Origin of the sequence: Pseudomonas lini, from assembly GCF_001042905.1 — a bacterium.
Lineage (GTDB): Bacteria > Pseudomonadota > Gammaproteobacteria > Pseudomonadales > Pseudomonadaceae > Aquipseudomonas > Aquipseudomonas lini.
Window position 1 is genome coordinate 378,946 of record NZ_JYLB01000001.1, and the last position, 13,783, is coordinate 392,728.

Here is a 13,783-nt window from a genome sequence, read left to right on the forward strand (position 1 = left end):
GGCTCGTGAATAAAACTATAAAGTATCTGCTGCCAGCAGGCATCGTCGTGGCAGCTGGCTTGGGCTGGTTTGTCAATCGCACGCCATCTTCGCCTTTTGCTGATGAGACAGCTCCCCCGTCGACAGATGCACAACTTGTCCAACGCGGTGAATATGTTGCCAGGCTGAGCGACTGTGTGGCCTGCCATAGCACGCCAAAAAGTGCGCCGTTTGCCGGTGGGTTAGAGATGGCGACCCCGATGGGGTCGATCTATGCCACCAACATTACCCCGGACAAACAAACGGGCATCGGCAACTACAGCCTGGCCGACTTCGATCGCGCAGTACGCAGCGGAGTCGCGGCTGACGGACACAGGCTGTATCCGGCTATGCCGTATCCATCCTATGCCAAGCTCAGCGATGATGATGTGCGGGCGCTTTATGCGTTCTTCATGGCCGGCGTTAAGCCGGCGCAGCAGCAGAATCAGCAAAGCCACATCCCCTGGCCGCTCAACATGCGCTGGCCGCTGGCTTTGTGGAATACCGCGTTTGTCGATGACGATGCCTATCAGGCCAAGCCGTCAGAGGATGCGCTGTGGAACCGCGGCGCCTACATCGTCCAGGGCGCGGGGCATTGCGGTAGTTGCCATACCCCACGAAGCTTGACGATGAACGAGAAGTCGCTGGATGAAAGCAGCGCTACTTTCCTCAGCGGTTCGCTGCTCGATGGGTGGTACGCGCCGAGCCTGCGCCAGGATCCGAACACTGGATTGGGTCGCTGGAGTGAGCAGCAAATCGTCGACTACCTGAAGACCGGACGTAACGCTCACAGCGTGGTCGTGGGCACTATGGCGGAAGTCTTCAACAACTCGACGCAATACATGTCCGACCCGGACCTGAAAGCCATTGCGCATTACCTGGTGTCGTTGCCGGGCGACCCAAAGCGTGACGGGCCGCCATGGAAGCCATCGGCCACACTGGCGGCTGAACAATCACCACCCTTGTCGACACCTGGGGCAGCCAACTATATGGCCAAGTGCAGCAGTTGCCACGGCAGTGACGGCAGCGGGCAGGCGCCATGGATACCTCCTTTGGCAGGCGCATCTTCGTCGATGGTGAAGGAAAGCGCTACGAGCATCAATGCCACCTTGAACGGTTCCGAACGTGTCGTTGCCAATGGCATTCCGGATTCGTATCGCATGCCCCCGTACCGCAACCAACTCTCTGATCAGGAAGTCGCCGATGTACTGACTTTCGTTCGCACGTCATGGGGTAATCAGGGAGGCGCAGTGAAGGCTGACGAGGTGAAGGAACTGCGTGAGCGAACCAATCCGGCCAGCAGCAACCCGATCATCCTGCAGATGCGTTGAGAGAGTAGGGCGAGGGTCCCGCCAAGACCCTCGCTATAGAAACGAAGTGAGTCGGCTATGAGTTACGAGTTTGTGTTCGTTCGTTCGATTGTGTTGACGATCATCATAGGCTTGTTTCTCCTGGTGACTGGTCGCGCCGCCCGCAAGCGGGGTTGCATCGTGGCGTTCTGCGTATTGGCTGCCGCGGTACACCTTATTTGGTGGTGTCTACCCGAACTCAAAGGTGGATGGAGCGAAGCCGGTCGCTGGCTGGTCAGTGCGTGGGTCGGTGCGGTGCTGACGGCCTTGTTCCTGACTCTGCCCGTCGGGCTGTTTCTTGTTGCGCGTGGCCTTCTTGGACGGCGCTCGACCGTCGGCATGCGCGTTCCTCTGACTTTCGTCGCAGTTTCACTGATCGTTGGGATTGGTGTGAGCTTCGGCACCGTCGGAGGCCCAGTGGTTCGCGAAGAAGTGGTCCATGTGAACGGTCTGCCCGAAGGTTTGGACGGACTGCGGGTCGCTAACATAGGTGATGTCCACATCGGGCCTTTCATCGTGCCCGAGGACTTTGCCCAGGCCATCGACATCGTCAATTCGCGTAAGGTGGACTTGCTGGCGATTACGGGTGATCTCATCGACGATCTCAGCCAGCTGGAGCCGACGCTGGACGCTTTGGAGAGAAGTGACGCGCTGCCTGTGCTCTCCATCCTGGGAAATCATGACAAGTACCCTAACGAAGCCGCCGTAGTCGCCGCCTTGCGTGCGCGCAACCCTCGTATCCAGGTACTCATCAACAACAGTGTCGTAGTGCACCCGCGCGGCGTGCCGTTGCGCATTGCTGGCGTAGATTACCCGCTCGCCTCGGATGGACGTCACATGCTTCCGCGGGACGAGCAGGATGCTGCCATGCGCAGGTTCGCAGACCTGGCGTTCGCCGAGGCGTCGCCTGGCGATACGCTCATTGCGCTGTCGCACCATCCTGAGTTCTTTCCCATTGCTGCCTCGCGTGGTGCGGTATTGACCCTGTCCAGCCATACACACGGCGGACAGGTACGACTTTTCGGGCGGCCAGTAATCGTCGCTTACGACTATATGCATGGAATCTATCGTGATGGCGCAGCGTCTCTTGATGTGACCTCGGGACTCGGCCACTGGCTACCCTTGCGTATCGGTGTGCCGCGGGAAATTTCGATCATTACGCTTCGTCGGGCATGATCCAAGCGGAACTCGAGTCAGGAGAGGCGAGAGGCTCGCATCAGGAGACGGGCGCCGCTTTCGGCGGCCGGGCAGTTCAGGGAACGTTGTGACCAGCCGCTCGGATAAGCCCGTACCATTCGGGGCGGGTGAGCGGGATATTCGAGCCCGCGGCTGCCTCGACGAGGCGCTCGGGTCTCGTGGTACCCAGCACTACTTGGATGCCGGCGGGGTGACGGGTGATCCAGGCTGTTGCGATTGCGGTCGGAGTGACGTCGTACTTCTCAGCCAATCGTTTGAGTTCGGCATTCAGCTGCGGGTAGTCGGGAGAGTCGAAGAACACCCCATCCTGAAAAGCTTTCTGGAATGGAGACCACGCCTGCAGTGTGATCTTGTTGATCCTCGCATAGTCGACGATGCCGCCGCCGTCACGAGTGATTGAGTCGTCGAAGCCGGTCATGTTCGACGACAGGCCCTGAGCGACGATCGTCGAATGCGTCACCGAAAGCTGGACCTGGTTCGCCAGGATCGGCTGAGTCACGGCCGTCTTGAGCAAATCGATCTGACGGGGAGTATGGTTGGAAACGCCGAACGCGCGAACCTTGCCGGTGGACTCCAGATGGTCGAACGCGCGGGCGACTTCTTCCGGCTCCACGAGTGCGTCGGGACGGTGCAGCAGTAGCACATCCAGGTAGTCGGTACCTAACGCTTTCAGCGACCTCACGGCCGATTCCACGATGTGCTCGTACGACTGATCATAGTGCCACGGGTCGTCAACGATACTGGTCTTGGACTGGAGGAAGATCTGCTCGCGCTCAGCGCTGCTTAGTCGCAGCGCCTCGCCGAACCGGCGCTCGCACAAATGCGGGCCACCGCCGGGATGGTTGAATCCGTAGAGGTCCGCGTGATCGAAAAAATTGATGCCCGATTCGCGCGCCGTGGTGTAGAGCGCGCGGATCTGGTCATCGGTGCTGCCGGCGATGCGCATCATGCCCGCGACGACGTTGGGAACCCGAGTGTCGGTTGATCCTAGTGCTACGGTCTTCATGAGAGCTCCTTATCAGGGCAGTGGTGGGCTGTCGGACGCCTTGCGTGACTGCAATGCATTCACCAAGGCTGGTTCGCGGGGCCAACTGTGAACTCGTTGATTGTCGTGTCATCGGGCTGGTCGATTGCGAAGGCGACAACGTTGGCGATCCGGTCTGGAGAAATGCCGTACTTGTCATAGATGTCCTGCATCTGGTCTAGCGCCTGCTTATCGCTGATTGTCGCCAGCAGTTCAGTGTTGACTGCGGCCGGGTAGATCGTCGCGGTGCGAATGTTATTGCCCTCCATGGCGGACTCCATGCGCAAGACTTCCATGAAGTCGCGCACGAACCACTTCGTACCGCCATAGACGGCGCCGCCCGGATAGGCCTTGAGCCCCGCCACCGACGAGGTGGTGATCACGTGCCCGGACTTCTGTGCCAGGAACACGGGCAGCACGGCCGCTACGCCATTCAGAACACCTTTCACGTTGACATCGATCATCTGGTGCCAGTCTTCGGTCTTCAGGGCGGACAGCGGCGAGTTCGGCATCAGCCCTGCGTTCAGGAAAATGACGTCCACACGGCCGAATGTTTCTTTGGCCAGTTGAACGATGCGGTCGTTTTCCTCTTGCTTTGTCACGTCCAGCATCTGATAAACCACCTGTCCACCGCTCAGGAGAATCTCGTCCGCGATCTGCTTGAGCTTGTCTTCGCGTCGCGCACCGAGCACGATTTTGGCGCCTTTGCTCGCGAGCAGCTTGGCGGTTGCCTCGCCGATTCCGGACGATGCGCCGGTGATGATGACTACTTTGTCTTTGATCATGATTTCTCTCTCTGGATTCTGGCTGCGAAGGAGACGCAGCAGATGATGAGGCGGTATCTCAGGTCGGTGTTGAGCGTGGGGCGACTACTTTGTCAATGCACGCTGCTCTTGGGAGAACACCACCCGAACATCGCCACGGCCGAGCGCCTGGGCCAGGCCAGTCGGATCGTCCACGCGGCCTAGACGGGTGTATGAGTAAGCTGAGTCGAAGGTCTTGTAAAAGATGACCACGGTGCGCGATCCCCAAAGCATAAGGTCTCCGTTGCGGATCGTGCCGGGCCGGCTCTCACTGGTGGGCAGCGCGTCAGGCAGCTCTTTTTTCTTCTCGTTTCCGTGGAGGTCCTCCATGTCCAGTGTCAGCGGCAGCGTGGCGGCGAACGCGCGAGTGGCCTCGTTGTCGGCCAGTGTGATGGCGAAGCGACGTTCCCCGACGGTCATCCACAGGCGTGATTCATCCGATTTCTTGGGTGCTTGAGTGACATCCTGCTCAGCGGCCACGGGCAGCGCAGTGCTGGCGGCGTGGGCAGGATGGCCGCTGCACAGTGCAAGGAGAAGCAACGGCATTCCAAGCTGTTGCATGGCCCGCCGGTGCCAGGAATGCCTACGGCTTGCAGCGCCAAGAGAGGAGAGAGCGCCGCCTGTACCGACGTCAACGGTTTTGCCCTGCATGTTGTTCTCCTTTGCAATGCGAAAAATGGGCCAGACGCGTTGCCGCGCCTGCACTTGAATTCGTAGGTTTCGAGCGCGAATTAGCGCAGCAATATGGCGCAGATGCTCCTCAGCGAGTGGCCTATTGCCAGTTCTGGTTGCGATCCTCACTGGAAAGTCAGAAGTGCTGAGTGGCATGAATCCATACCGTAGGGCGCGTCATCCCGCTCAGTCGCATCCAGATGCATTGTCCGCCTGGATGCGACTGCCTCAAGACGTCAAGCGGCGCGTGCCGCCGTGGCCAGGTACTGCGTGAAGAAGGTCGTCAGCTTGTCGAAAGGAATCACGTCCACACGGTCATACAGATCGGTGTGGCTGGCCTCTGGAATGATCATCAGCTCCTTCGGCTGCGCCGCGGCCGCGTAAGCGGTTTCGCTGAAGTAGCGCGAGTGGGCGCTTTCACCGTGGATGAACAGGACCGGGCGTGGAGAAATTTCCGCGATGTAGGTCAGGATCGGCATGTTCATGAACGACAGGGGTGTAGTGATCGTCCACGAGTTGCCCGAGTTGACCGCGCGCGGATGGTGTCCGCGGGTCGTGCTGTAGTAATCGTGATAATCGACCATGAACTGCGCTTCACCACCCCTCAGTTCGTTGTAGGGGGGCTGGTATGCAGGGGCCCCATTTTCCGCGTCGACCCAACGTTGTGCGCTCAGTTGTTCGAGCCCTCGCGTGCGCTGTTCGAGGGTTACGCTATCGTTGTAGCCCTTGGACATGACGCGGGTCATGTCGTACATGGTGCTGGCGACAACCGCCTTGACGCGTTTATCCAAGGCCACGGCATTCAGCGCCATGCCACCCCAACCGCAGATGCCGATGACGCCAATCCGCTCGCGATCAACGGAGGGTTGCAGGCCAAGAGCATCAACTGCCGCGCTCACATCCTCGGTGTTGATGTCTGGCGAGGCAACGTTGCGCGGCTCACCGCTGCTTTCCCCGGTGTAGGATGCATCGAAGGCCAGCGTGACAAAGCCGCGCTCGGCCATGGTTTGCGCATAAAGCCCGGAGGCCTGCTCCTTCACCGCGCCAAACGGGCCACAGACGACAATAGCTGCCAGCTTTGCGCTGGCGTTCTTCGGTTGGTACAGGTCGCCCGCCAGGGTGATGCCATAGCGGTTCGTGAAGGTGATTTTCTTATGGTCCACCTTGTCGCTCTTGGCGAAAGTCTTGTCCCATTCCTGTGTCAGTTGCATGAGCTTGCCTTACATGTAGTTGAGATTGTTCCTGCCAGCCTGAATACCCGTCGAGCAGCAGGGCTTGTCGTCGGCGTAGGCGTCATAGACTTTTATAACCATGGGGAATATTCGTTTCGCAAATGGCGTCGCGCGTCGGGATTGGCTTTGCCAACTAATGTATGCCTGTCACTGCCCCAAAACATCCCATGAAATTGCAAGCATCTATGCACGCTATTGGATAATCGCGCCCCCAAGTCCCAGGCGGTTCGAAATGGAAACCTACCCCGATGAGTTCATGCTTGTTCGAATGACATATCACCACGCTGCGATGACCATTGATCATCGAGTCCCGTACATGGAAGTATTCGGTCCGTCTGCATCAGCTCAGCCTCGCTTGATGACCGGCGGAAAACCCGCCGCAGGCTGCGTTGGTCGCCGATTCGAGTGACTCGGTCTGGGACAGGCGATGGACGAGACCTTGTAGAGGACATCCGCCAAGTGCTTAACGGACGTGAAAGCTTGTTTGGTCAAGGCTTGTTGGGCTGCGTCGAAAGAGAGATCACAACCTCTGTTTCCGTTCCGGCGCTTCCTGCGGAAGCTGCTTCTAAACCCGTTCTTCAGGTCTGTAGGGGCAAGAGACCATTTGAAAAATTAGCCGCTGGCCGAAAAGTAATACTTCATCCAGGTTGTGGGCTGGTAGGTTTTTCCAAAAGAAAAAATGCGGAGCCCTGAATCGGTAACAGTAATCGTCTCAAGCATGTTACTTAGTTGTGAGTCGTGCTCGCTCGTAGTTGAGCGGGCACTAAATCACTGTGTTGATGTGCCATCGAAGCGCGGTGATTTCTTGCATTGCGTACTTTTATTCATAGGGCCTAGCACGTGGCTGCATGATTGAGCCCACTAAGCTCGTGATACTTTCAAACCATGTATAGGTGTATAGGTAGCCATTACGCGATGCCCCGTTAATAGCGCTTTTTAGAGCCAAGATGGCTGGAGAGTTATGGAGCTTCAGATTAACGATAAGACCTATCAGGTCGAAGCTGAGGGCGACACAGCCTCTGCCGTGGGTGATTCGTGACGAAATCGGTATGACGGGAACAAAGTATACCTGCAAAGGGGATTACGGGTGTGGTCTCGCTCAGTGCGTCGCTTGTTCCGTCTTGATCGACGGCGTTGTGGCGCGTTCCTGTGTCATCCTCATTGCAGGTATATACGGCCGCAAGATCACCACGATTGAGGCGATAGATCAGGATGATGTTGGCCAACGCGTCGTCGCCTCTTGGGTCAAACACCAAGTGGCACAGTGCGGTTATGGCCAGTTTGGCAAAGTGATTGCAGCCCGCAATCGTTCGGGCAATGCCCTGACCCCCAGATCGGGATGAGCGGAAGGGCATGCGCAGGCACTTTTCGTCGCTTCGACAGGCAAGCCCTGATCTACGAGCATAAACGTCGCCAGCGTTTGGAAGGCATGACTGACACTCGGCATTTGCCGCAGTATGTCTTGCCCATTAAGCGCCAAGCTATCTCCGGCCAGCGTACTTTCAGGTCGGCACGGTAGAAATCAAAGAAGCCTGCACCCCGTTGAGGGGGTGCAGACAAAACGCGTCGCAGAGCATCACTCTGGAGCCCGGATGCAGATTCACCATCACCTCGCTGTGCAGTTTTGCCTGGGGGAATAGGATCGTCGCCACCTGTACTGCTTCTTCGCCGAGCCGCGCGGCCGGCGGCAACGTAATGTTGCTGGTCGGTGCGTATAGAAGTCTTCAGCGCCGTAGCGACTTCGCACAAGGTTTAGGGTAAAGCGTTAAATTCGTTACAGAACTCTCCACCCCGCACTCCGGAAGAAATTTCGATGAACGAGCGACATCCTCACTCCAATAAGTCTTTTCTCGGGCCGCTCGTACTGATCGCGGCGGTGGTTGTCGCCGTCGGCGCCGCGTTCGCATACACAGCCGGTTGGTTGACACCCGCACGCCTCACGCCGACCAAGATCGTCGAGGTGCTGGCGCCGCCCGCCGGACCGGCGCTCGGCTTCCGCCGCGCCCATGCCAAGGGTATCTGCTTCACTGGTACCTTCGAGGCCAACGGCACTGGCAGCGATTTGTCCAAGGCACAGATGTTCGCCGCCGGCACCTATCCTGTGACCGGCCGCTTCAACCTCGCCTCGCCCGACCTCAAGGCGCCCGATGGCAGCGCGCGCGTGCGCTCCCTGAGCCTGCGCATCCGAACGCCCGACGGCCAGGAGTGGCGTTCCGCAATGATCAATGCGCCGTTCTTCCCAGTCGCGACGCCGCAGGCCTTCTACGACTTGCAGGTGGCTTCCGCCGACAAGAGCCATCCGGATGCGTTGAAGAGCTTCGCCGCTGTGCACCCCGAGATCGGCGCGTTTAGCCAGTGGGCCGGCAGCGCGCCGTTCACCAGCTCGTACGCGGAAGACCGCTACAACGGCATCAACAGCTTCGTCTTCACCAACGCGCAGGGCCAAGACCAGGCCGTGCGCTGGTCCTTTAAGCCGGCCGCCAAACCTGTGTTGGTCTCGGGCGACGAACTCAAGAAGCGCGAGCCCGATTTCCTGCTGGCAGACATCACCGAGCGCGTCGCGAAGGCGACGCAGCGCTGGGCTATGACGGTCATGGTCGCCGACCCGGGCGACCCGACCGCCGACCCGAGCAAGGTTTGGCCGGAAGATCGCCGCAGCGTCGGCGTCGGCACCCTGTCGGTGACGAAAATTGAGCCCGAGGCCGATGGCTCATGCCGCGACATCAACTTCGATCCCACCGTGCTGCCGGCCGGCATGCGCACATCCGACGACCCTTTCCCCGCCGCACGTTCGGCCGCTTATTCGGTCTCGTACAACCGCCGGACCGCCGAAGAAAAAGACTATCCGCGCACCCCGTCCACCACCACCGCCGGAGCCAAGCCATGAGCCAAGTCAACCAGCAATTCGCACCGTTGCAGCGGGCGCTTCATTGGGGCATGGCGATCTGCATCCTCGCGATGCTGTTCATCGGCGTCGGCATGGTCTCGACGATCACGCCCGCGTACCTGATGCTGGTCTCGATCCACAAGCCGTTGGGCATTGCGATCCTCGTGCTCGCGGTGCTGCGCCTGATCGTCCGCTGGCGCCTTGGTGCGCCGCCGCTGCCGCGTGACATGCCCGAGCCGATGAAGCTCGCCGCCAAACTCTCGCATGTCGCGTTCTATGTGCTGATGCTCGCGATGCCCTTGCTTGGCTGGGCCATGTTGTCGGCGGCGGACTACCCGGTGCTCGTCGCCGGGCTGCGTCTGCCCGCCATCGTGTCGCCCGACGCCGGCCTGCACAGCTGGCTGTGGAACGCTCACAAGTTCCTCTCGTTCTGCTTCTTCGCGCTGATCCTGCTGCACCTCGGGGCCGCTCTGTTCCACGCGCTGGTGCGACGCGACGGCGTGTTCGAGACCATGGCGCCATTTCCGGTACATCCGTCGGTCGACGGCAGGGTCGTGACCAAGTGCGCTGACTGACGCAGGCTCCGTTACCACGGGCGCCGTGGCGCACGCGTTCTCGGTGGGGCGAGATGAAATACCTCAGTGGGCATGTACTGTGGGACCACGACCTGCAGTGACCGTCGAGCTGGGAGGCTGGCACGAAGTGACGCTGACCCTCGCCGGATCACCGAGCTTCATAGAGATGTTCGTCGCCAAGTTCAGCGAGCCGCCGACTTGAGGTGCCTTGCCTAAACACCTGGCGTCGAAGCCTCCCGCCATTGGCGTTCGGACGCAGGGGGGCGCTTTCACGATGCAGAAACTTCGGCGCATGAACGGGATCGCAAAAGCAGAGAAATATCTGGATGCACATGCGTAGCACAAAGATTTACTAATTTATATCTTTCTTCGTAGGGTGTGCTAGCGGCTGTCAAATCAACCATTGGAACAGACATGAATCTGAAACTTGAGTGGGTTCTGGTCCCAGCATTTCTTGCCATGGGTTTTGCTGCCAGCGCGCTGGCCGCCGAGGTGCGGGCTGAGCGTGTGGCAACCGGATTGGAGAATCCCTGGGCAGTGGCCTTTCTGCCGGCACATCGCTACTTGGTGACAGAACGGCCGGGCCGGCTTCGGGTGGTTGGTGCCGATGGGAGCATCGGCCCGCCGGTTGAGGGGCTGCCGGCGATCGCGGCAGGCGGGCAGGGCGGGCTGCTGGATGTCGTGACCGACAGTGCTTTCGACGTGAATCGCATGGTCTACTTCTGCTTTTCCGAACCGGCCGCTGGTGGCGCGGGCAATAGCACGGCAGTGGCACGCGCGACGTTGTCGAGCAACATGGTGCGCCTCGACAACCTGCAGGTGATTTTCAGTCAGCGACCGAAGGTGAGCAGCTCCGCGCATTTCGGCTGCCGCATCGTCGAGGCGAAGGACGGGACGCTTTTCGTCACGTTGGGCGAGCGTTACAGCCGGAAGGAGGATGCGCAGGAACTCGATAACCACTTGGGCAAAGTGGTGCGCATCCAGAAGGACGGCGCGGTACCGGCCGACAACCCTTTCGTCGACCGCGCCGGTGCCTTGCCGGAGATCTGGAGCTATGGCCATCGCAATAGCCAGGGCGCTACGCTCGGTCCGGACGGCCGCTTCTGGATGAACGATCACGGTCCGCAGGGCGGCGACGAGATCAACGTTCCGCTGGCGGGGCGCAACTACGGCTGGCCGGTCATCACCTACGGCGAAAACTATGGCGGCGGGAAGATTGGCGACGGCCTGACCGCCAAGGACGGCATGGAGCAGCCGCTGCATTACTGGGTGCCCTCGATCGCGCCGTCCGGCATGGCCTTCCTGACTAGCGACCGTTATGGGCCGGCATGGAAGGGCAATCTCTTCGTCGGTTCGCTCAAGTTCGGTTACCTCGACCGTATCGAACTGAAAGACGGTAAGGTCGTGGCCGAGCACAAGTTGCTGGAGGACGGGCATGCCCGTATTCGGGATGTCAGGCAGGGCCCTGACGGCCTGCTCTACGTGCTCACCGACGAACAGGATGGCAAACTGCTGCGTCTTCAGCCGCGCTGAGCGCCATCAGGGCAGGCATTGCGCAGCTGCAGCGTCGGCAAGCCGCGACGCCTGCCCGCAACCTCTTCGACGGCTTGCGCTCGCCGCCTCCCAAGGAGGAACTCGGCGATATCAAGCTGATCGTCGAGAACGATACCAGCCAGGTCGGTTCTGTGGGGAAATGTGTTTCAGGATCTCGACACCAGCGCTGGAAACAGAAGCGAGAAGCCCATTCAGGGTAACAGAGAGGCCGTCAACTCACATTTTCGAACCAGGCGGGAGCGTCCCAGGCCTTGTATTGATCACTCCAACCGCCAACCGTTCAGGTCAAGACCTCCTCTGGAATAACCTCATCGAAGAAATCAGCTGGGTTTGCGCTTGCTCTGATACGAATGCAGGAGCTCATGGAACATTCCATTGACGGTGCTTTCAGGGGGTAAGACTGTACCGGCAGAAGGTGACAACCGCCGATAGGTCTGCCAAGAGGAGGATCATCCTGCGATAACGCTCCCTGACCTATGTCCCTTAGAAGTCCATGGTCAGCCCCGCGTAAACGGCGCGGGCATCGAATGCGGCGTGCAGTGATTGATCCACTCCAACGCTGGTGTCATACCAGACTTGGATCTTGAAATACTTCAAAAACAAGTCCAGAATCAAGTCCATTCCTGCTTCAGGAATAACAGAAACCCTATAGATTTCAATGGGTCGGACGCCAGATACGAGTCTCGTTTCCCGCTCCAAGCATTAAAAAATGGATCTCTGAAAAGAGGTCCATTTTTTTTCGTCCAAAGAAAAGTCTTTCTTTGACTTTTTGCCGCGCCCACCCCGAAAACACTCAGATCCAGCCCCAATAGGCGCATTTTCCAGTACATCAGTCCGGTTGGGTCATGCGCTAGCCCCTACGATGACCTCGCTTATCGACTGGGCCGAACTGCGTCACGTCACGATGCCAAACGGGTCGAAACCAAGGCCTTATAGTGCCTTTGAGGCAACACGCGCCCCTGAGTCGTCTCGCTGCCAACCGCCACCCAATGCTTTGAACGTGGCCACTGCAGCGCGAGCCGATTCAGTTTGTGCCTGGGCTCTGCCATCAGATGCCGCTAGGAGATGTTCATCTGCATCCAGCACTTCGATCAAGCTGACCACGCCTTTTTCATAGGCGGCAAACGACGTCGCTCTGGCTTTCGCATACGCCGACTCGCCCTGGGCGAGTCGGGTCGATTGTTGCTCGCGGTTGATCCGTGCCGAAACAGCGCTTTCCACATCTTCGCAGGCCCGCAGAACGGACTGGCGGTAAGCGGCCAGGGCTTCGGCTTCCTGGCCCTTTGCCAAATCAATCTGGGCGTTGATGCGGCCAAAATCGAACAGCCGCCAGCGTAATCCCAGTGCCGCCGAAGCCTGACTGGCGCCGTTGCTGAACAGGTTTGCGCTGGATACCGAGGTAGCACTGCCGAGCAGCGCAGCCACAGACAGTTTGGGGTAGTACTCGGACATGGCTTCGCCGATGCGCGCGCTGGATGCCGCAAGACGGCGCTCAGCGGCGATCAAGTCTGGACGCCGACGCAGCAGGTCGGCCGGAGAGCCCATGTAGGCGAGGCCTGGCACATCAGGGATGGGCGCCAGCTTAGTCAACTGCGCGCTATAAGTGCCCGGTGCCTTGCCCAGCATGACATCCAGCGCGTTCATTGCCGAGTCAAGGCCAGCTTGCAGTACCGGCAGGGTTGCCTGCGCTTGATTCAGCGCTCCTTGGGTCTGGTTCAACTGCAGTTCAGCTGCCAATCCTTTTGCATAGAGGTGTTCGATGGTGGTGAGCAGTTGTTGTCGCGTGTCTACTTGATGCCGGGCAATTTCCAGGCGTGCTTGAAGGCCACGGATGCTGATGTAAAGATCGGCTGTCTGCGCGACCACCGCCAGGCGTGTGGCAATCGCTCCGGCTTGCGAGGCCTGATAATCGGCGAAGGCGGCTTCTTTACCTCGGCGCAGCCCGCCAAACACATCCAGCTCCCAGCCGGCATTCAAGTTCGCCTCATAGGCACTGCCGTAGCGATTATAGGAAGGGTCTGAATTCAGCAATTGGCCCAACGGAGTCTCCAATGACTGACGGGCGCGGGCCGCTTGACCGTTGACGGTAGCTGAAGGCAGGAGGGCTGCGTTAGCTGCTCCCAAACCGCCGCGAGCCTGCTCGATCCTTGCGTTTGCCTGGGCTAAATCGAGGTTCTGTTCAAGTGCTCGATTTATCAGCTGACTGAGTATTGGGTCATTAAATGCGTTCCACCAAGCGGCGAGATCGGCATTTTCGGCGGCCAGTTGTCGTGCCTTGGACGTTTGCGCCGAGAAATGCTCGGGCAATTCCACGCTGGGTTTTGAGTAGTCGGGGCCCACTGCGCAACCTGCAACCATGCCCAAACACAGTAAGACGGCGAAACGAGGAGGAGGGTGCATGCGATACCTGCGAAAGGGTCGGTTTGTGACGATATTACAATTTGGTCACAAGTTGTCAACCACCTTTAGGAT

Annotated in this window: 12 protein-coding genes and 1 pseudogene; 7 read left to right on the top strand and 6 right to left on the bottom strand. The window is 59.2% G+C overall.

Annotated features, from left to right (window positions below):
* Nucleotides 1-5: 5 nt before the first annotated feature.
* Nucleotides 6-1,349 (top strand): c-type cytochrome, encoded by a 1,344-nt coding sequence (locus TU81_RS01800; RefSeq protein ID WP_048393010.1) that lies wholly within the window; start codon nt 6-8, stop codon nt 1,347-1,349.
* A 57-nt stretch (nt 1,350-1,406) separates the two neighbouring features.
* Complete coding sequence (locus tag TU81_RS01805) at nt 1,407-2,543, top strand: metallophosphoesterase (RefSeq protein WP_053078267.1); 1,137 nt, start codon at nt 1,407-1,409, stop codon at nt 2,541-2,543.
* A gap of 76 nt (nt 2,544-2,619) precedes the next feature.
* Here TU81_RS01805 and TU81_RS01810 read toward each other — a convergent pair whose 3' ends face one another.
* From TU81_RS01810 to TU81_RS01825, 4 genes are all read right to left on the bottom strand, one after another.
* A complete protein-coding gene (locus TU81_RS01810) occupies nt 2,620-3,570 on the bottom strand; it encodes an aldo/keto reductase (RefSeq protein ID WP_048393012.1) in 951 nt (316 codons plus the stop codon).
* A gap of 59 nt (nt 3,571-3,629) precedes the next feature.
* Nucleotides 3,630-4,373, bottom strand: a complete 744-nt coding sequence (locus tag TU81_RS01815) for an SDR family oxidoreductase (RefSeq protein WP_048393014.1) — start codon at nt 4,371-4,373, stop codon at nt 3,630-3,632.
* An 84-nt stretch (nt 4,374-4,457) separates the two neighbouring features.
* Nucleotides 4,458-5,042, bottom strand: coding sequence for a cyclophilin-like fold protein (locus TU81_RS01820; protein ID WP_231983783.1), 585 nt, complete (start codon nt 5,040-5,042; stop codon nt 4,458-4,460).
* Between the two features lie 257 nt (nt 5,043-5,299).
* Nucleotides 5,300-6,274, bottom strand: a complete 975-nt coding sequence (locus tag TU81_RS01825) for an alpha/beta hydrolase (protein ID WP_048393016.1) — start codon at nt 6,272-6,274, stop codon at nt 5,300-5,302.
* 982 nt (nt 6,275-7,256) lie between these two features.
* Between TU81_RS01825 and TU81_RS30620 the strand changes: the two are divergent.
* From TU81_RS30620 to TU81_RS01845, 5 genes and pseudogenes are all read left to right on the top strand, one after another.
* Nucleotides 7,257-7,596 (top strand): annotated as a pseudogene (locus TU81_RS30620) ((2Fe-2S)-binding protein); the annotation flags it as partial.
* 512 nt (nt 7,597-8,108) lie between these two features.
* Nucleotides 8,109-9,182, top strand: coding sequence for a catalase family peroxidase (locus tag TU81_RS01835; protein WP_048393018.1), 1,074 nt, complete (start codon nt 8,109-8,111; stop codon nt 9,180-9,182).
* Nucleotides 9,179-9,757: a cytochrome b gene (locus TU81_RS01840; protein ID WP_048393019.1), complete on the top strand. Its 579-nt coding sequence runs from the start codon at nt 9,179-9,181 to the stop codon at nt 9,755-9,757. Before TU81_RS01835 ends, TU81_RS01840 begins: the two co-directional genes overlap by 4 nt.
* Before the next feature lie 79 nt (nt 9,758-9,836).
* Nucleotides 9,837-9,959 carry a hypothetical protein gene (locus tag TU81_RS30915; RefSeq protein WP_267885882.1) on the top strand — a complete coding sequence of 41 codons (123 nt, stop codon included), beginning with the start codon at nt 9,837-9,839 and terminating at the stop codon, nt 9,957-9,959.
* A 212-nt stretch (nt 9,960-10,171) separates the two neighbouring features.
* The gene (locus TU81_RS01845; RefSeq protein WP_197679443.1) at nt 10,172-11,290 is read left to right on the top strand and encodes a PQQ-dependent sugar dehydrogenase; all 1,119 of its coding nucleotides are present in this window, start codon (nt 10,172-10,174) and stop codon (nt 11,288-11,290) included.
* Nucleotides 11,291-11,794: 504 nt separating this feature from the next.
* On the opposite strand, the gene TU81_RS30160 is transcribed toward TU81_RS01845, so the two are convergent.
* Both TU81_RS30160 and TU81_RS01850 read right to left on the bottom strand, forming a co-directional pair.
* The gene (locus tag TU81_RS30160; RefSeq protein ID WP_156877850.1) at nt 11,795-11,932 is read right to left on the bottom strand and encodes a hypothetical protein; all 138 of its coding nucleotides are present in this window, start codon (nt 11,930-11,932) and stop codon (nt 11,795-11,797) included.
* A gap of 309 nt (nt 11,933-12,241) precedes the next feature.
* Nucleotides 12,242-13,711 carry an efflux transporter outer membrane subunit gene (locus tag TU81_RS01850; protein WP_048393021.1) on the bottom strand — a complete coding sequence of 490 codons (1,470 nt, stop codon included), beginning with the start codon at nt 13,709-13,711 and terminating at the stop codon, nt 12,242-12,244.
* Nucleotides 13,712-13,783 lie beyond the last annotated feature (72 nt).